General features: G+C 60.2%; 18 protein-coding genes. 4 read left to right on the forward strand and 14 right to left on the reverse strand.

Annotated features, from left to right (window positions below):
• Positions 1 to 2: 2 nt before the first annotated feature.
• Positions 3 to 539: an HD domain-containing protein gene (locus AC5Y2L_RS23645; RefSeq protein WP_012394808.1), complete on the reverse strand. Its 537-nt coding sequence runs from the start codon at positions 537 to 539 to the stop codon at positions 3 to 5.
• 521 nt (positions 540 to 1060) lie between these two features.
• Here AC5Y2L_RS23645 and AC5Y2L_RS23650 point away from each other — a divergent pair.
• Positions 1061 to 1375 (forward strand): transposase, encoded by a 315-nt coding sequence (locus AC5Y2L_RS23650; RefSeq protein WP_231973737.1) that lies wholly within the window; start codon positions 1061 to 1063, stop codon positions 1373 to 1375.
• A gap of 136 nt (positions 1376 to 1511) precedes the next feature.
• Here the strand turns inward: AC5Y2L_RS23650 and AC5Y2L_RS23655 are convergent, their stop codons facing one another.
• The 10 genes from AC5Y2L_RS23655 to AC5Y2L_RS23700 all read right to left on the reverse strand — a co-directional run bounded on the left by AC5Y2L_RS23655 (position 1512) and on the right by AC5Y2L_RS23700 (position 13974).
• Positions 1512 to 2633: an acyl-CoA dehydrogenase family protein gene (locus tag AC5Y2L_RS23655; RefSeq protein WP_016889182.1), complete on the reverse strand. Its 1122-nt coding sequence runs from the start codon at positions 2631 to 2633 to the stop codon at positions 1512 to 1514.
• 66 nt (positions 2634 to 2699) lie between these two features.
• Positions 2700 to 4325, reverse strand: a complete 1626-nt coding sequence (locus AC5Y2L_RS23660; RefSeq protein WP_016889183.1) for a fatty acid--CoA ligase — start codon at positions 4323 to 4325, stop codon at positions 2700 to 2702.
• Positions 4326 to 4339: 14 nt separating this feature from the next.
• The gene (locus AC5Y2L_RS23665) at positions 4340 to 4993 is read right to left on the reverse strand and encodes a transglutaminase-like domain-containing protein (RefSeq protein WP_012394811.1); all 654 of its coding nucleotides are present in this window, start codon (positions 4991 to 4993) and stop codon (positions 4340 to 4342) included.
• The gene (locus tag AC5Y2L_RS23670; RefSeq protein WP_012394812.1) at positions 4990 to 6447 is read right to left on the reverse strand and encodes a cytochrome P450; all 1458 of its coding nucleotides are present in this window, start codon (positions 6445 to 6447) and stop codon (positions 4990 to 4992) included. The genes AC5Y2L_RS23665 and AC5Y2L_RS23670 overlap by 4 nt, the downstream gene beginning before the upstream one ends.
• A gap of 115 nt (positions 6448 to 6562) precedes the next feature.
• Complete coding sequence (locus AC5Y2L_RS23675) at positions 6563 to 8098, reverse strand: flavin-containing monooxygenase (RefSeq protein WP_012394813.1); 1536 nt, start codon at positions 8096 to 8098, stop codon at positions 6563 to 6565.
• Between the two features lie 61 nt (positions 8099 to 8159).
• On the reverse strand, positions 8160 to 9125 hold the full coding sequence (locus tag AC5Y2L_RS23680; RefSeq protein ID WP_012394814.1) for an alpha/beta hydrolase: 966 nt from the start codon (positions 9123 to 9125) through the stop codon (positions 8160 to 8162).
• On the reverse strand, positions 9122 to 10639 hold the full coding sequence (locus AC5Y2L_RS23685) for a flavin-containing monooxygenase (protein WP_012394815.1): 1518 nt from the start codon (positions 10637 to 10639) through the stop codon (positions 9122 to 9124). The genes AC5Y2L_RS23680 and AC5Y2L_RS23685 overlap by 4 nt, the downstream gene beginning before the upstream one ends.
• Positions 10640 to 10686: 47 nt before the next feature.
• Entirely contained in the window at positions 10687 to 12186 is a 1500-nt protein-coding gene (locus tag AC5Y2L_RS23690) for a flavin-containing monooxygenase (RefSeq protein WP_012394816.1), read from the reverse strand.
• Positions 12183 to 13106 (reverse strand): hypothetical protein, encoded by a 924-nt coding sequence (locus AC5Y2L_RS23695; RefSeq protein WP_012394817.1) that lies wholly within the window; start codon positions 13104 to 13106, stop codon positions 12183 to 12185. Before AC5Y2L_RS23695 ends, AC5Y2L_RS23690 begins: the two co-directional genes overlap by 4 nt.
• A 1-nt stretch (position 13107) precedes the next feature.
• Positions 13108 to 13974, reverse strand: coding sequence for an SDR family NAD(P)-dependent oxidoreductase (locus tag AC5Y2L_RS23700; RefSeq protein ID WP_012394818.1), 867 nt, complete (start codon positions 13972 to 13974; stop codon positions 13108 to 13110).
• A gap of 129 nt (positions 13975 to 14103) precedes the next feature.
• Between AC5Y2L_RS23700 and AC5Y2L_RS23705 the strand changes: the two genes are divergently transcribed.
• A complete protein-coding gene (locus AC5Y2L_RS23705) occupies positions 14104 to 14736 on the forward strand; it encodes a TetR/AcrR family transcriptional regulator (protein ID WP_074319847.1) in 633 nt (210 codons plus the stop codon).
• 166 nt (positions 14737 to 14902) lie between these two features.
• Here AC5Y2L_RS23705 and AC5Y2L_RS23710 read toward each other — a convergent pair whose 3' ends face one another.
• Positions 14903 to 15772, reverse strand: coding sequence for a metal-dependent hydrolase (locus AC5Y2L_RS23710; RefSeq protein ID WP_012394820.1), 870 nt, complete (start codon positions 15770 to 15772; stop codon positions 14903 to 14905).
• Between the two features lie 73 nt (positions 15773 to 15845).
• On the opposite strand from AC5Y2L_RS23710, the gene AC5Y2L_RS23715 reads away from it, so the two are divergent.
• The gene (locus AC5Y2L_RS23715; protein WP_012394821.1) at positions 15846 to 16535 is read left to right on the forward strand and encodes a TetR/AcrR family transcriptional regulator; all 690 of its coding nucleotides are present in this window, start codon (positions 15846 to 15848) and stop codon (positions 16533 to 16535) included.
• Positions 16536 to 16697: 162 nt separating this feature from the next.
• Here the strand turns inward: AC5Y2L_RS23715 and AC5Y2L_RS23720 are convergent, their stop codons facing one another.
• A complete protein-coding gene (locus tag AC5Y2L_RS23720) occupies positions 16698 to 17075 on the reverse strand; it encodes a PaaI family thioesterase (RefSeq protein ID WP_016889187.1) in 378 nt (125 codons plus the stop codon).
• On the opposite strand from AC5Y2L_RS23720, the gene AC5Y2L_RS23725 reads away from it, so the two are divergent.
• Entirely contained in the window at positions 17043 to 17327 is a 285-nt protein-coding gene (locus tag AC5Y2L_RS23725; protein WP_012394823.1) for a hypothetical protein, read from the forward strand. The two genes, AC5Y2L_RS23720 and AC5Y2L_RS23725, sit on opposite strands and share 33 nt — an antisense overlap.
• A gap of 335 nt (positions 17328 to 17662) precedes the next feature.
• Here the strand turns inward: AC5Y2L_RS23725 and AC5Y2L_RS23730 are convergent, their stop codons facing one another.
• Positions 17663 to 18763, reverse strand: a complete 1101-nt coding sequence (locus tag AC5Y2L_RS23730; protein WP_042789224.1) for a BtrH N-terminal domain-containing protein — start codon at positions 18761 to 18763, stop codon at positions 17663 to 17665.
• Positions 18764 to 18897: the final 134 nt, after the last annotated feature.

Below are 18897 nucleotides of genomic sequence, written 5' to 3' on the forward strand. Positions count from 1 at the left end.
GTTTACAGCCAATCGCGTACCCGTCGGACCGCCGCCAACAGTTCGTCGCGCCCCGCGTCGACCGCGCGGTGCACCGGGTCCTCGGGTCCATAGCGGCCCAACACCTCGATCAATCGATCTCGCGGTGATACCGGCGCCCCGTCCGGCCCGGTCGTCAGATCGCAAAAGGTCAACACATCCAGAACATCGCTGGGCGGATCGCTGAACGCCGCTAAACCTGACAAGCCGCGCTCGGCAGCTTCCGCGTGCGCCCCAGTATGGAACGCCACCAGGGAGGCGACCAGCTCCCGAAAACCCGCCGCCCGGGCAAACTCTGCGCCATCGAGCGGATGAAACCCGGTCCGGCGCAACGACGGTGCGTAGCCGATATCGTGCAGCCACGCCGCTGCCACCAAAGAGTCCGCTGTCTGGGCATCGAACCGCCGACTCAGCCGCTCGGCAGTCGTCGCGACACCCCGCACATGCGCCAACCGCCGCAGCTGCCCCACCAGTCGCGTCTCGGCCTCTCGCCGTGCACGCTGCGCCAGCATCCCGCTCACAACCGCCATCCTACGAGTCCCATCGCCATGGCGCAGACCCGCAACTGATGCTCAGCGGAGCCCGGGCCGCCATAGCCCGCGAGGAACCGGCGGCTACCTGCGGGCTTCGCTACACTCCCTCTGCTCCCGTCCGCTGGCGCTCCCGTCCGCGCCGCTCGCTACGCTTCGCCCTCCGTCCGCCGCCACACAAGCTTGCACACGACGACGAGCGCTGTACATCTCAACGGCCACGGCATCCTGGCACCACGACAAGCCAGGACTGTCCTCGCTCCTCGCCGCATCGAGACGCCGCGGGCAGCAGGCGCGACCAACGCCCGCCTGACCGCCGCTGGCCTGCGATGTGAGAACTTTCTTTACTGCTATCAAGTCGATGGCGGCACGTTGCCACCAGCTCGACACCGCAGCCGCCCGACTCGAACGCCACGTCGACACCATCACCGCCACCGCCGCACCCGAGCTACAGCGTCGGGCCCGACACCGCTGCCACGCTGCTGACCGCCCTCGGCGACAACCCCGCTCGGATCGGCAGCGACGCCGCTTTCGCCAAACTCTGCGGGGTCAGCCCACTGGAAGCCTCCAGCGGCAAAACGATCCGCCACCGGCTCAATTGGGGAGGCAATCGCGACGCCAACCGTGCCCTGCACGTCATCCTGGTGGTGCGCATGCGCCGTCACCAGCCCACCCGCGACTACTTCGTTCACCGCCTGGCCGAAGGCAAAACCAAGAACGAGATCATGCGCTGCATCAAGCGTACATCGCCCGCGAGATCTACCACGCCCTCCGCCAACCCAGCAGAAGAACCAACGAACTCATTGCCTGAAGAACTCATTGCCTGAAGATAGGAGCATCTGGTATCAACTCCCGAAGGGCACCCGATCCGCAATGTCCACCCATTTCGTGGCGATATGGCACCTCTGTAGATGCCATCAATCCTCCCAGGTGAGTAATGTGCAGGTGGCTAATCGTTCAGGGTCATAGGGAACGCGAGATGATTTCCTTCATCACCTCATTTGTGCCGGCGTAGATTTTCTGCACGCGCTGGTCCACCCACAATCTCGAGATGGGGTACTCGGTCATGTACCCATATCCGCCGTGGAGCTGCAAACAGTCATCGAGCACCTTCATCGCTCGCTCAGTGGTCCACCATTTCGCCATGGCGACGGTCTGGACGTCGAGTTGGCCCGCGAGGTGTAGGTCGATGCAGTAGTCCAAAAATACTCGTGCGATGCGCGTTTCGGTTGCAGCTTCGGCCAAGATGAATTTCGTGTTCTGGAAGCCGAAGACGGGCCGTCCGAACGCTTCCCGCTCACGGGTGTATTTGAGTGTCTGCTCCACGGCAAGTTCCATCGCCGCGACCGCCCCAACCGCGACGATGAGCCGCTCTTGAGGTAGCTGCGTCATCAGCTGAATGAAACCCTGACCCTCGGTCTCGCCCAGGAGGTGCGAGCGGGGCACTCTTACGTCGTCGAAGAACAACTCGGAGGTGTCTTGTCCGCGTTGGCCGATTTTGTCGAGGACCTTGCCGCGCCGGAATCCGGGTCGATCGGCTTCGGCGACGATCAGCGAGATGCCGGCGGCGCCCTGACTTGGATCTGTCTTGGCGACGACGATGATCAGGTCGGCTTGCTGACCGTTGGTGATGAAGGTCTTTGCGCCGGTGATCACGTACTCGTCACCGTCAAGAATTGCTTTGGTCTTGACACTCTGCAGATCAGAACCGGTCCCTGGCTCCGTCATGGCGATAGCACCGATCATTTCGCCTGAGGCCATCTTGGGCAGCCACTGCCTCCGTAGTTCTTCGGCCGCATACTGGAGGATGTAGTGCGCGACGATTCCGCTGTGCAGCCCTGCGCCCCATGAGCTGTCCCCGACTCGGGCTTGCTCTTCGAGTACGACGGCTTCGTGCGCGAATGTGCCGCCTCCCCCGCCGTATTCTTCGGGTATGGACATGCAGAGCAGGCCTAGTTCGCCGGCTTTGTGCCACAATTCTCGGTCAACTTGGTGCTGGTCTGCGAAACGTTGCGCATGTGGGGCCAATTCGGTCGAGAAGAACTTCGCGGCAAGGTCACGAAGCTCGAGCAATTCGGCGCTCATCCAGGGAGAAATTGATGCTGTCACAGGATTCCCTCTCGGCTGTTCAATATCAATGGGTTTGATTTCTTAGGACGTTTCGATCTGATACTCGCCGGCGGAGTGACGCGCGCGTATGGCCTTCTTGTCGTATTTCCCGACGCTTGTTCGGGGAATCTCAGACACGAAGCTCCACCGCTCCGGGATCCACCACTTGGCGACCTTGTCCAACAGAAACGCGCGCAGTCGGTCGATGTCGACCTCGGCTCCACGGTGAACCACGACCAGGGCGAGCGGTCTTTCCTGCCATTTGTCGTCGGGAACTGCCACCACCGCAGCCTCGTAGATCGCCGGGTGACCAATCAGCGTGTTTTCCAGCTCGACTGAGGAGATCCATTCTCCACCTGACTTGATGACGTCCTTCGCACGATCGGTCAGCGTGAGATACCCGTCCGGGTCGATCCGGCCGACGTCGCCGGTGCGCAGCCACCCTCCGTCGAACTTGTCCGGATCATCGTCGCCGAAGTAGGCGCCGGTGATCCACGGGCCTCGCGCCTGTATTTCACCCGCTGATCGACCGTCCCACGGCACTGTCTTCTTGTGGTCGTCACGCAACCGGATCTCGACACCGCACATCGGCCGACCCTGGCTTTCGCGCATCTCCCACGCACGGGTCTCGCCTACTCCGTGCGCTGCGCGTGCGACGGTAGCCAGCGGCGAGGTTTCGGTCATGCCCCATGCCTGCACGATAGGCACGTTGTACTTGTCTTCGAATGCCCGCATCAGCGAGACGGGGACTGCCGATCCCCCGCAGGCAACCAGCCGAAGTGAGGAGATGTCCCGGGCGGGATTCGATTCCAGGTATCGATCGACATCGTTCCAGATCGTCGGCACTGCACCGGCGATAGTCGGCTGAGTCTCTTCGATGATCGACACCAGCGGCGCGGCTTGCAGATGGCGATCGGGTAATACCAAGTCCGCACCAGACATCAACGCCGCGTAGATCAGTCCCCACGCATTGGCGTGAAACATCGGGACAATGGCCAGGATACGGTCGGCCTCGCTCACTGCCAGGGCGTTCGACGTGCAGGCGGTCAGTGCATGTAGGTAGGTCGAACGGTGGCTGTAGACAACACCTTTGGGATTTCCAGTAGTCCCGCTGGTGTAGCACATGGCCGCGGCGGAACGCTCATCGATCTCGGGCCAATCGAAAGTCTCCGGTTGCTGCGCCAGGATCTCCTCGTAACGCAACACCGTCTTCCCGCATCGCTGCAGCGGAGCGAGGTCGCCGCCCCCGGTGGCGATGACCGTATGCACCGACTCCATCGCTGGTAGCGCACTAGCCAACAATGGCGCAACCGACGCATCCACCAGGATGATCTGATCGCTGGCATGGTTGGCGATGTACGCGAGTTGCTCTGGAGCCAAACGAATGTTGAGGGTGTGCAGCACCGCGCCCATGGAGGGAACCGCGCAGTAGGCCTCGAGATGTTCTTGGTTACTCCACTGAAAAGTGGCCACCCGTTGATCTGCCGTTATTCCGAGCCCGCGCAACGCATTGGCAAGTCGGCCCGCTCGCCCCAGGACGCTACGGTAGGACATACTTCGGTATCCAATTCCGTCGGGGGTGATCACCTCGCTGTTTCCGTGAATGGAGGCGGCATGGCGGACAATTGCCGAGATTGTGAGCTGGACGTCTTGCATCGTGCTGTGCATTACGCATCGGCCCTTCAGGCGAACAGGTCTGGATGGCGACTCGCATCGCCTATGAGCGTCCCGTAGTGGGTTCTGAGCGCTTGCAGGATCTCTGCCAGCGGTAGATCGTCGAAGGCGCCTCGATCCCTCAGATATTCCATGTGTTGTGTGCCGTCACCGGCGAACCCGTGCAGCAGGGCGTCTGTGCGCCCGTCGAAATCAATTGGCGGGACGCCGAACCGTGCGCATAGCTCGCGATTGAACGCCGGAGTTGCCTTGACCCAGACACCGCAGAGATGCATGAGGCTGTATCCGTGGTAGACGAAGACGTCGGTACCGCCCATCCGCTCACGCAATGTCTCGGTCTGAAGGTGGTTTCGGACATCGGCGAACCCCAGCCGCGCTGGGATGCCTGCTGCTCGGCAGGCCGCCGTCAAGAGCACCGCCTTCGGGACGCAGTAAGCGCGGTCTGCAGTTGCGATGGTGCTGGCGCGATACGCATGCGGGTCATCGGTCACGGTGTAGGGGTCATACCAAATCGAGTCGCGGACCGCAGTGAAGATGGCTATGGCCTTCGTGGTGTCGTCGACCGCGCCGCGGGTCGCCGATGCAACGAAGTCGCGTACCGATTCATGTTGCCAATCGAGGAACTCCGTGGGCTCCAGGTAAGGCGAGTTCTCACCGCTCATCGGTGCCGCAACGTCACAGGCAGTCCGTCCACGGGAATGGGCAGCGAGGTGTTGTCCCAACGCACGTGATAGTCGTTTGGGACCGTCCAAGTGTAGGTACGCAACATCTGGTGCAGGATTGCCTTCACCTCGAGTGTGCCGAACTGCATCCCAATGCATTTGTGCGCCCCCCCGCCGAACGGCACCCAGGCGAATCGGTGCTGTTGGTCCTCGCGCCGGGGCTCATCGAAGCGCGACGGATCGAAACGGTCCGGGTCGCTCCATATTCTGCGGTCGAAGTGATTTACGGCGGGTGTGATTGCGCACAAGGTTTCACGGGGGATGTGATAGCCGTCGATGGCGACATCGCGGACGGTCTTGCGCATCACCAGCGGAACGGGCGCCAGCAGACGCAGAGCTTCTTTGAGGATCAGATCGAGGACCGTCATCCGCTCCAGTTCGTCGATATCTGGCGAATCGTGACCGAAGGACCGCGCCTCCGCCGCTGCCTTCTCCTGCCACTCAGGATGTTTAGCGAGGAAGTAGGTGACAGCAGTGGTGGTGATCGTGGAGGTGTCATGGGCGGCCATCATGAGAAAGATCATGTGGTTGATCACATCCTCGTCGGAGAACCGTTCACCGTCTTCTGTGGTCGCCTGGCAGAGGGCGGCGAATAGATCGTCGGTCTCGCCTGCACGCGCGGCCGGCAGGTGTCGGGAGAAGTAGTCCTCCAACACGCGCCGCCCATGCACGCCGGCGCGGAACCTGGTGCCCGGGAGTGGAACTCGCACAAAGGAACTCGCCGCGCGAACAGTGGACACGAACGCCTCGTTGACAGCAGCGCTCTCGTCCTTGCCGCGGCCACCCATGAAGACATCCGTGGCAATATCGAGGGTGAGATTCTTCAACAACGGGTAGATCCGGACCGACGGACCGGTCGGCCACGCGGGCACGGCTGCGCGAACGCACGGGGCCACCTGCCCGACATATCCGGTCAGGCGAGGACGCGTGAACGCCTCCTGCATGATGCGCCGGTGCATCAAATGTTCGTCGAAGCTCATGAGCATCAACCCGCGATGGAAGAAAGCATCGATCAGGAAGGACCAGCCATCTTGAGAAAAGGCCTTGGCTTCGCTTGTGAACGCCTCACGCGTTGCGTCTGGACCGGCGATGACCACCATTTTGGTACCGAATGCGCCCATCCACGACACCGAGCCCAAACGTTCGTAACGCTCCCGACTGAATTCTGAACCAAATCGGATGTAGTCGACAGTGTGCCCCAGCAACGGGAGTCCAGCGTCCCCTAGGACGGCTCTCAGCCCAGATCCGGCGGGGGCCGGCGCAAGTTCCCGGACTCTCCAGTCCCGACTCCACTGTCGCCATTTGTCATCGACGACGCGGGGGGCGGGCGCCAACAGGACAGACGTCAACCGCTCCTTGGGGTGACGCGTGATTGCGAGAAGCTGATTAGCCACGATGCCTCCTGGGCGCTCTGCTGCACGGGTATCTGGTAATAGTTTACATAGATGTGCTGAATGTCAATATTCGAACAGTTAACAGTGAAATGTTAGACACCGCCTGCGACCCGGATCATCTGCGCAGCCTCGCGCGGTTCTCACTCGGGCCGTCTAACTGAAGGCGTTCAACGTGCCTGAATAGATAATCGTGACTGCGTGGTTTGCGGGTGAGGATCCGGTAGGCAAATGTAGGCCCAGGCCAGTTCGTCGGGATCGCGCCACTCGAGGTCGTGTACCAGCTCGCGCAAAGCGCCCACACCGACCTTCGCAGCCGCCGGCTCAATCGTGTGTTGTAGCTTTGCTCGATGTCTGGCCTGACGTCGACCGTACGCCCTGGGTCACTCGCCAAAATCTTGATGAGGGCACCGACATAGCGGACCTGAGACTCGATCATGTAAATGATCGACCCGGAACCGACATTCGTGTTCGGGCCATAGAGGAGAAAGAGATTCGGGAACATCGGGACTGTAATGCCCAGGTATGCGTGCGCCTGCGTCCCCCACACCTCGTCCAGAGTCACTCCGCCCCAGCCGCGAACACGCATCGGGGCGAGGAAGTCGGTAGCGCGGAAACCTGTTCCGTAAATGACGACATCCGCGCGATGGAGTACGCCATCGTCGGTCACGACTCCCTTGTCGCAAAGCTTCGCAACCGCGTTGGTCACCAACGAGACTTCACCGTTGGCAATCGCGGGGTAGTAATCATTCGAGAACAACACCCGCTTGCACCCCGGCGCATCTGATGGCGTGAGTTGCCGGCGCAGCATTGGATCGGCAACCTGCCGATGGAGGTGGTAGCGGGCGACCGCGCCGAGAATGCGTGACAAGGGCTTCGCGTCGACCAACGTCACTGCGAGCACTTCAAAAATCAGCCATACCGCGAAACGCTCAAGACGCAGCCACAGCGGCAGAACCTTAATCAGCTGTTGGTGAAGACGTCCGTACCTGCTGTCCCACTTCGGCAAAATCCAAGGCGCCGTGCGCTGATACAGCGTTACGCGCTGTGCCTCGTGTGCGATCCGTGGCACAAACTGTATCGCGCTTGCGCCTGTCCCGATGACGGCTACTTCCTTGCCGCGCAGCGATACCGAATGGTCCCAACGCGCCGAATGAAAACGCGGCCCCTCGAAGGTGTCTTCGCCGGCAATATTCGGCGTATGAGGTCGCGAGAGCTGCCCCACGGCCGAAATCACGACATCGCACCAGATCGTCTCGCTGGATCCGGTCACCAAACGCCAACGGCCGGCCTGTTCATCGAAGGTCATCTCGACGACTTCGGTCCGCGTGCGCAAATGCAGGTCCATTCCGTCGGCCAGGACGAGTCGGCGAAGATATTGGAGTATCTCGGGCTGTTCTGCATAACGTCTCGACCAACGAGTGTTGGGCTTGTCCGAGAGTGAGTACAACGCTGACGGCACGTCGCAAGCCGCTCCTGGATAGGTGTTGTCGCGCCAGACGCCGCCGATGTCTGCAGCCTTTTCCACCATGGTGAAGTTGGTGAATCCGTCCCTCTTCAGCTGATGGGCCATGGCGATACCCGCGACGCCGGCCCCGATGATCACTATCGACGGATCGTGTCCTCGAGGATCCCTCGCAAAGCCGCCTGTCATGAGACAGCTAAGAAGCAGTTGATGGCGCGGTGGCAGTGGAGCATCCACGGTCCCAACACTTTCACCGGTGGGCCGAAGCTTTCAGGAAGTTTCCAGCGCGGTGGATCGCCTCACGAGCCTCGGGCAGGATTCGGAACATGGCTTGGAACACGTGGATCTGTCCCCGGTACACCTGTATCTCAACGCTTGATCCGGCCGATCGGAGGCGGTCGGCAAGATGCCTCGAGTCATCGATCAACATTTCTCTTCCGCCTACCTGAATCAGGATCGGTGGCATGGACCTGAGGTCTGCGTCGAGCACGCTGATTCGCTCATTGCGGTGATCTGCACCAGCCACGTACAGGTCAAGAGCGCGGGCCGCGGACCGAGCAGAGGCGAAAGGATCACGGCGGCGAAGTTCGCGTGCCCTCGCGAGTTCACATGTCAGATCCAGGACCGGAGACATGAGAAGCATCGAATCCGGCAGCGGCAGTCCGTCACTACGTGCGCCAAGGGCGGTGGCCATCGTGAGCTGGCCGCCCGCCGAGTCCCCGGCCACCGCAACACCGCGTTCGCCGGAAGCCGAAGGCTGCCCTGTGACGAGCCAGCGGTATGCGTTCAGTGCATCGTCGGCGGCAGCGGGAAAGGGATAGCGTGGAGCTAGCCGATACCTCACCGCAAAGATGGGCCGACCGCTCGCGGAGGCAAGTTCACCGAGCAGGCCGCGGTGGGTAGCCGGTGAGCACATGGAGTAGGCGCCGCCATGAATGTAGAGCAACGGAACCGCGTGTGGATCGACTGCAGGAGAAGTGATCCAATCCCCGCGTATCTGATTCCCGGCGAACTCGGTATCTATTGTGCGAACCGCCACGCTTCGGCGGGGCCGCGATCCCACAAGCGCCATCCGGAGTACGCGATCCATCACCGCGAGGCCGTGGGCGCTCGACGGGATGAGTTGCGACAGCGGACGCAGTGTGTTTCGCGAAGTCATTGCCACGAAATGACTTGCAAGACTGGGGCGCCGGTCCGCCGCATCAGTGTTGGTCACCGTGCGCCAACGGATTCTGCGCGACGTTCAAATCGGTAATCGGAGAGCCGGAAGGTGCGGCTACGCCAGTAAGTCTCCAGGGTAGTTGACGGACGCAACGGAACATCGCCGTGTTTGTCGAAATAGTAACTGTTGGCATTGGAACAGCTCGGCTGCCAGAAAACCTGTCGATGTCGGCGGCTAACCATGTCACCGAAGTAGCGATCGTTCGCCTGCTGTCTGACCTCTACGTAATCAGCCTTCAGCGTGCGCGCACGACGAAGACAGCGGACGATATGCCGACTTTGCGCCTCGATGAGTGTGAAGTACGAGGAGCCGTTGTAACCATAGGGACCGAAGATATTGAAGTGATTCGGGAACCCTGGGACGCTCACACCCTCGAAGGCTTGGAGGCGGTGCTCATCCCACCAGGCAGACTGCTCCACTCCACCGCGTCCCTTCAGCACATAAGTCGGCATATTGCCCGACTCCATCACTTTGAACCCGGTGGCCAAGACCATGACATCGATCGGATAACTCTTGCCATCTTCAGTGTGAACCGAGGCATGGTCGACATGGGTGATGCCGCTGGTCTCGAGCGAAACATTGCGACGGTTGTACGTTGCGAGATAGGAATTGTGGAAACTCGGTCGCTTACAACCCAACGAATAGCGAGGAATGAGTTGGTCTCGAGTCACCGGATCGTCGACCGCCCGACGCATATAGCGTTTCGCCGCCTCTTCCATGAGGTCCGACACAGGGATCAACGAGTGAAAATGAGCTGCGATGGGAAATGTGAACTCGACGAACGCCTGACTCGCAGTGCGCGTCATCAGTTGTGCCCCTGGCACCAACCGCATCACTGTCGCGGCCCAGCTCGGTATGGAGAAATCCGGCTTCGGCAAGCAGTAAATCGGCGTTCGCTGGAAGACCGTCAGACTTGATGCGATCTTCGCGACTTCGGGAATCAGCTGCACCGCAGATGCCCCAGTCCCGATCACCGCCACCCGCTTACCGGTGAGATCTTTCGTATGGTCCCATCTGGCCGTATGCAGCGTCACGCCGGCGAAGTCGCGCACTCCTGGAATATCAGGCCACTTCGGCCGACTGAGAACGCCAGAGCAATTTATCACAAAACGCGCGGTCAGATTCTGACCAGAGGAGCAGCTCAGCCGCCATAGTGCGGCGCCTTCGTCGAAACAGGCTTCGTCCACAGTCGTGTTGAACCGGATGTAATTTTGGAGTCCGTATTTTTCTACACACCGCTCTGCATAAGCCTTCAACTCATCCCCGTGAGCGTAAGTACGTGACCAGGATGTTCGCATCTCATAAGAGAACTGGTAACTATAGGACGGAATATCGACCGCTATTCCCGGATACGTATTCCAGTGCCATGTACCGCCGACGCCATCGGCGTCATCGACTATAAGAAAGTCCGCAAATCCGGCCTTCAACAGGCTGATCGCTGTACCAATCCCAGAAAACCCGGCTCCGACTATTACAATTTCGTAGTGCTGCCCAGACTCAGAACCCATTACTTCCTCACGTGCGCTTTGATGTTTACCCTATCCGCTGCTGCAGTTCAGCGTGTTTGTGTCAACTTCAGGTCAGCATCGTCACGCCGAGTGATATCGTAATCCCGCATATCCAGACGGGACAGTTCCCTGGTGAACTGAGTCGCAAAGCCCGGATACATCGTGCCGTTATAGCCATCCTCTGTTAAATACCAGCTGCTGCAACCCGAGTTCCATGTCGTGCGTCGTAACCGCCGCTGAATATTGGAGTGGTACGCGTTTTGGCTATTCTCTTTCACATCCAGGGTATGGACTCCGTTACCTTGGTCGCGCAAGAGCTCGATCGCTTTTACGATGTAATCGATTGCCGCCTCCATATATAGAAGAGCGGAGTTGTGGCCAGGACCGGAATTAGGCCCGAAAGTGAAGAACAAATTCGGATACCCGGCCACACTCACGCTCTTGTAGGCAAATCTCCCCTCAGACCACGCGTCTTCGAGTTTTCGCCCGTCGCGCCCCAGGATCGGAAATGGCGTACCGCGTTTACACACATCGAAGCCTGTCGCGAATACTATGCAGTCCACCTCATGCTCGATGCCGTCGGCGGTTCGAATTCCGTTCGGAGCCAGTGTGGCGATCGGCCAGCTGACGAGTTTGCAGTTATCGGCCTGGAGAGCAGGGTAATAGTCGTTAGTCATAAGCATGCGTTTGCACCCAGGTCTGAACTGCGGTGTTAGCTGACGTCTCAACCAGGTATCCTTCACCTGCCGACGCAGATTCGCCTTCGCGGCCGCTTGGATGACAGATGTGGCAGCGGTATCCCAAACCATGCCCACGGCCATGACCTCATGCGCCCAAAACCACGCACCTCGTAGGGCCTGTTCGGTTGCCGGCATGCGCTTGAAAGTCGAACGCGCCCAGGCCGGATGCCGGAAATTCACCCTCGGTAGGACCCAGCCGGGCGTCCTCTGAAACACCTTGACCGACGCCGCCAACTGGACCAATTCGGGAACGATCTGCACAGCGCTCGCCCCGGTCCCGATAACCGCCACCCTCTTACCGCTCATGTCATAGGAGTGGTCCCACCGAGCACTGTGAATCTTTTTCCCCTCGTACGACTCGATGCCACGAATATCCGGGAAACTGGCGTCAGCAAGTGGTCCGCTAGCCATCACGACTGAACGGCCCCGATACCGCCTGCCGCCGGTCGTGTCGACAACCCACTCTCCGGCATCCTCGTCGAATTCCAGTGCACTCACGTCCGCACCGAAATGAATGAACCTCCCAAGATCGTATTTCGCGACAATCGCGTCGATATAGGCGAGGATCTCTGCGCTCCCCGAGTATGCGCGAGTCCAGCCTGGGTTCGGCTCGAACGAGTAGGAGTACAGCAATGACGGAATGTCGCAGGCGGCGCCGGGGTAAGTGTTGTCACGCCAGGTGCCCCCGACGCGATGTGATCGCTCCAAGATGACAAAGTCGTTAACGCCCGCTTGAAGCATTCTCATCGCCGTACCGATACCCGCGAAGCCGGCGCCGACGATCAAAGTCGTTACCGTGTCCGTCATTTAGCGACCGGTTCATAGGTCAGTTCATCCGTCCATGAAGGCGGTCGCCCGAGTACTTGCACGGGGAAGATGTCGATCGCATTGCCTAAGCGCTGGGAAACGAAGTGAAGGGGTTGGGACCGCTTGATCGAGGAGGACATGTGGGCCTTCAAGATGTGATATCCAGGCACCCTCCGCGTGTGCTCACTGCGGTCCCCGACATTGCCATATCGCGTCACCGCGTTGTACAGCTTCTCTTCGGATAGCCCCATCGCGTTGAGATTCATCAACATGCGCGTGAGAAGCGGTATATACAGCAACGCGCCAGTGAGAATACGGGGGTCCATCACAGCGCCGACCGTTTGGATTGCATGGATTCGCATGGGACTGGCGCCGAGGTCATTCAGGACTTGAAAACCTACTGCAAGGTGCCGCGATTCGTCGCTGTTGACCTTATTGAATACTTCCCCGCAAATTGGGTCGTCGACCTCATCAAGGAGAAATTTCAGCAGGGCCCCGTCCAGCGCGGTCTCCAGTGCGGGAATCGCGGCGCCGATGACAGTCAGAGGAAGAGCCTCAGCGTACCGATCTAGCCACTCGATCACGAGACGGATGTTCTTATTCGGTACAGGCTTTTCGCCTTCCTCGATCATGCCCCAGCGACGCATCAGAGCAAGTTCGGCGTTGGCGTGACGCTGCTCCTCGGCGTGAAAGTAACGGTAAATGTCTCCGAGCGCTTCGAAGGGCGCCTTCGGGGCCATCGCAGCAAAGGCGCGCGCTCCGACATGCTCAATCCACACCACGTCGGACATGAATTGCTTGAGTTTGGGACGCTGTTCGTCGGTGATCAACTCCGCACCAGGGGCGCCCCAATCGATATCGGCGAGAGCCCATTGCTTGTTCTTGATCGTCTCGAGCATGTCGCTATATGCGAACGCCATTTCACTGCTCCCTCTGTTCGGCTGGATCGTTCCATGAGGCCACGCGCTCCACCAGCCCCAACGCCCGCGTAAACTGACCGGGTAAAGCTCTTTTCAGTTGCCACAAAATTTTCGCGTCCAGTTGGGGCACTACATAGATTTGTCCGCGATCGTGCGCGTTCAAGGTCGTTCGAGCCACTTGATCCGGCGAAATGCCGGTCCACCTCATCAGGTTGGTCGCGAGTTTCGCCGCCGACTCCTCAATCTGAGGATTTTTGGCGATGTTCGTCTTGACGAAGGTGGGGCAAAGCACTGTGACATTGACGTTAGTACCGCTCAGTTCGGCCGCCAAGGTCTCGGACAGAGCGAGCACTCCGGCCTTACTCACGTTGTATGCCCCCATTCGGGGCGCCGAGCCGAAACTCGCGGCGGACGCCACATTGATCACTCCGCCACGGCCGTTGCTCCGGAGCCGGGGAACGAAAGTCTCGCACCCGTAGATAACACCCCAAAGGTTGACAGAAATCGCAGCGTTCCAGTCCTCGACCGACGTAGCGCCGATGCGATTGCCGCCCGCACCGATTCCGGCGTTGTTGATCACCAGGCTCGCCGCCTTGCCAAACCAGTCTTCACTGGCATCAGCGAGGTTACGGACCTGCTCAAGGTCGGTGACGTCGCATACGACGTCGAAACCCTCGCCGCCGGCCTGCCTCACCAACTCGGCCGACTCTTTCGCAGTGATGGGGTCTTTGTCCGCACACACAACACGTCCACCTCGGCGTGCAAGCTCAACGGCGAACGCGCGGCCGATACCGCTCCCTGCGCCTGTGACTACTGCGTGGGCGCGGTGGGTTCTACCTGGTGAACTACCGAACGGCAAGAACCTCATCTGCTTGCCTTTCGGATCGCGACACTGATTTCCGGTGCGGGAGACCATTGATTTGGGGGCATCAGCCACCATTGGTGTCGCATGCCACCAGTTTGGTCGTGAGCCCGACGTTTTGTCAAGATGTTTGATGTGCGGTCGAGAAACACGCGCTGGGGTGGTCGGACCGGTGCTGAGCGTCGAGCAGAGCGACGGCAGCAATTGATCGAGGCTGCGACCGAGATTTGGAGTGAGAGCGGTTGGGCCGCAGTGACTATGCGCGGCGTGTGCGCCCGGACAGGGCTCAACGATCGATACTTCTACGAGGACTTCAAGACGCGCGAGGATCTTCTCGTCGCAGCGTGGGATGGCGTTCGCAATGACATGCTCGGCGAGGTTTCCGCGCTCTTCGACGAGCGTGTGGATCGGCCGCCGATCGAAACCATCACCGCGGCGATCGCCATCGTGGTCGACCGGATCGCACGCGATCCTGGCCGGGCGCACATCCTCCTCGCTCAGCATGTAGGTAGCTCACCGCTGCAAGATCGCCGCGCTGTGGCGCTGCAGGAGGCAACGCAGTTGGTCGTCGAGGCAAGCCGGCCACATCTCAGAGAAGACGCCGACGAGACGGCCCTTCGTATGGACACTTTGGTTGCGGTGGGGGGGTTCGTCGAAGTCATCACGGCCTGGCACTCCGGTTTGCTCGCGGTGACCGAAAAGGAAGTGGTCGCGCACACGAGCCGACTGGCTGAAACCTTGGCTCAACGCTACGTCGTCAGCGGCTGAGGCTTAACCTTTCCGTGAGTTTCGAGGCCGACTGCACTTGTCTGTATGACTGTCGCCTTGACCCGCCACCGGGCATCCAATCCGTGACGACAGGCGCGCTGTCGATTGTTTGGAGGAACGACGCAGAAACAGTGTCTTTCTGCGTCGCCCTCCTCACGCACTTTTGCTACCCCGGCTGAGCGATGACCTTCTGTGAGCCGTCTTGGTCGAACAGTTCCTTGCTCCATCGCTCCAGGACCGCGGTGCTGTCCCAATCATCAGGGTGGAAGCCGGGGCGGTTGTACGAACGGAATCGCTGCAGCGCATCGGCGGTGAACATCGGGGTGCGACTGAAGCGACGTAGGCTACGCACCAACGTGACCGGGTTATACGAGGCCTTGTCAGAGGCCATCGACAGCGCAGTCTGCAGAATGAGTTCGCCGAACAGAATTGCAGAGGCGATCCGCATGCCCCGTACGCGGGTGCGCTCGGTGCCTCCAATCAGCCGATAGGCGTCGAAGGCGACGGCTTTGTGCTCCGACTCCTCGAACGCATGCCACAGCAGAATCGGTCGAACCTCTGTCTGTCCGATGAGCTTCTGCGCGTCATCGCTGGTGAGAATGATTTCAGCGAGCGTCGCGGTGTAGTGCTCCAATGCAGAGGTCATCGACAGCCGCATTTCTGGCGAAAAGCGCCGCTCCAATCGCTTGATCAGGCGTGCGACGTGGCGGTCGATCCGCGCGGTCGGATAACCCATGGCCTGGAGCCGTTCGTTGAGGAGCCGATGCTGGTGTCGGTGTGTGGCCTCTTGCCCGATGAAACCCTTGACCGCTGTCAGCAATTGGGGATCGTCGATGGAACTCTGGAAATACTTGACCGAGCGGATGAAGAAGTCTTCCCCTTCCGGGAAGGTCGCAGAAAGCACCGAGATGAAATGGCTCATCACCAGGTCGCCATCCACGAAGTGTCGCCGCTTCGTGGAGGTGGGCATGGGGAAACGAACGCGCCGGGGTTTTGGCAATACACGGCTCTTGGTCGAGGCTCGATCTTCCGGCATCTTGACGGGGTCCTTCCTCCGTTGCGTGATCTGACTTTAGGCCTTGTCACATGAGACTGCCAGAATGTAGGGCATGAGTCCAGCACGTGTTTATGGCGGGCTGTCCGCAACTCAACGCGATGCGCAGCGCCGCGCACTGCTGATTGACGCCGCGGTCGCGCTCATGGGCAAGCAGGGAGCCGCCGCGTGCACCGTGACCGCTGTGTGTACGGAGTCAGGAGTGACGAGCCGGTACTTCTACCAGCAGTTTCGCGACAGAGACGCGCTCCTGCGTGCGATGTTCACCAAGATCTCCACCACCTTCCAAGCCGTGATCACCAAGGCGATACCGGATGACACCGTTGCTCCTCAAGAACTCGCTTACGCTCCGATAAAGGCCCTGGTTCAGATGATCGAGAACGATCCCAGCATGGCCCGCATATTGTTTGTCGAATCGGGCGCTGAACCCCTGCTTCGGCAGCTGCGAAGCGAACTGATGTCCGAATTTGCGGAGCTCGTCCTCAGAGAGGCCCGCCTGCATCTCGATATACCCAGCGAGGTGATTCAGGTCGCAGATCTCGCCGCTACCTACGGTGTCGGGGGCCTGTTCGAGATTCTCCGTCGCTGGATAGACGGACAACTAAACCTATCGACCGAAGTGCTTATCGAGCATTGTGCGGGTTTTCTCGGCAGTCTTGGCCTGTATACCCTCGGCCAGAAACCTGACCCGGCCGCTTCGCACATCCAGGTCGATATCAACTCCCCGGCGGGCCACAACAGATGAGACCGGCGGTATTTTCGCCGACACGCTGCGGCGTCACGCTACCGAAGGCTGGTACACCACGATGTGGTCGAGTACGCGTTTGCTTAGCAAACCCCCTGTCGGCCCCGGTTCAATCCTGAGCAGCCTGCGCCGGTTGAAAAATGAGCAGATTTACGGGTTGAGTCATCCTTCCCAGGGTGGTCGCGCAGTGCAGCGTATTGACGACGCCTTCTGTATGGAGCTAGTGAAGTGATCCAGCGTGACGACGACGAATAACCCGGACGCGGACGCGACCAGCTGGCCGGTGGCTTCCTCGCGCAATTCTGTCCGCACTTCGAGTTTCCGGCCGGTTCTGGACACGAGCTCCGCGCTGACCTCGTAGGGAACCCCCAGCAATACCGGCGCGAAGAACTCGGTGTCGAGCTTACGGGTGACGGCCATCTCACCGACGACGTAGAGCAGCATGCCCACCGTGTCGTCAAGAACCGTCATGACTGCGCCGCCATGTGCGATCCCGGGTGCGCCGCGATGTCGGCCGTCGAAGATATGCCTGGCGCCCACCCCGTCGCCACGCCGACGCGCTCGCAGGCGATGACCGTGCGGATTGTCTGTGCCGCAACCAAGGCACCACGGATGGTGCGCATCGAGGTAGTCGCCGTCGGCGGCGATAACACGATTCTGAAAGTTATGCCACCACGCGATGGCCGAATCTTCTTCCGCTTGCTCGTCGATGACGAAATCCTCCTAAATAGGACCACGCAGTGCATGGACCACCATGCGACTGAAGAACTGCGCCGACGTCGGCTGGGCTGATCGCCCGAAGACAGTATGTAAAGGACTCGTTAGCCCGCCGAGATCATCGCTGCGGTACACCTTCCAGTTCCGTCACTATCAGCCATTTGGTCCTGCCCCGCAATACGCCCTCGACGCTGTCGCCGCATAGCTCGCCCGATAATGCTCGGGGTCGTCGTCGGTGCTATAGGGGTCATACCAAATCCTGTCCCCCACAGCGGTGACGGTCAACCTCGCCTTCTGCACAAGGGTCACGAACGTCACCGACCGCGTTCTGGGCGAAGCGCTGAACATCGTCATGCTGCCAATCGAGAAACCAGTAGTCTTCAGGAAACTCGATTGATTTGAAGTGCCACTCACAGATAGCCTTTCAGATGAGCTTCGATGCCGGTATCGACAGTGCCAACGGATCGACTGGCCGTTTCGAGGGCTTCGACGAGGCGCGTTTCGGCGTCCGGGATCGTCGCGGCGACTTTGGCCGCAGCTAGACTACGACTCCGTAGCGATGTGCCGGCATCCGTGGCTGCGGCCGCAAGCGTAGACCACGCTTTGGAAGCATGTCGGGCCGCGGCAGCCGCTTCGGCAGTGGCGGCGTCATCTAGGAGATCGGCGATGTTCTGGCAACCGTCTGCCTGCAGCGTACGAAAGAGCCCGCCGCCGGTACCGGCTTTCTCGATGAACGCCCCGAGCCCGAACAATGCCGCGGTCAGGGCATCGTCATCGAACAGCGTTGGCCAATGCCCTACGTCATCGGCGAAGTCCTGCACACCCTTCAAACCGGAAGATTCGACTTCAGCTGCCTCGATGCGCAGTAGCGGCGCACCTACGGCACCGCCGCGCATGAACGCTGCGCTCGCGGCGAGTGCAGCGGCCGCGATCGGCCCAAGGTCTGGCACTCGCTCTGGCCAGTCGACGTGATATGTGGTGTGCCGGGTAGGTGTGGGAAACCCGACCGAGGACCGCGCCCGGCGTAGGTCGTCGTAGGCCACCGTCTGGGTTGTCTCGCGGTCATTATCGACCACATAGGCGACCCGTTGTTCGTCATCGTATCCGGTGATGACAATGTCGTGACGGCTCATGTGCAATCGGACGCGCAGGTAAGGAAGTTCGCCGATGTCAGCCCAGACCATGACGGGTCGACCTTTGTCGATTTCGTCGGTCACAAATGCCCATCCCACGTCCGGGTCATCGGTCGATCGCACGACGAACTTTGCGCCAACCCGGGAGAGGTAATCCTGTTCCAGGTCGCTTCCTCGTCCTACCAGGTACACCTGGGGGAACAACTGCGTAGAGCGGACGTACGAGAAGTCCAAGACTCCGCCGAGGGTGAAGACCAATCCTTCACTGAGTGCTTCTGTCCCCCATCCGAGTTGGGCCCATTCAGTAAGGTCACGAAGCGCACCGGAACCACAGTGCCCTCCCCTCCTATGGGGATAGGGAACTTGAATCCTCGTCATCGCCGCTTCCTTCCTTGTCAGTAGCACTGTTGAGACTCGTCAAAAGCTACGTTTCATCACGGCTTCCCGGCTGACAGTAGGTGCCAACACCAACACGCGTGACCGCAGCCAACCTCAGCCGCGCATCTCGACAG

This window comes from Mycobacterium sp. NGS66, assembly GCF_059812225.1.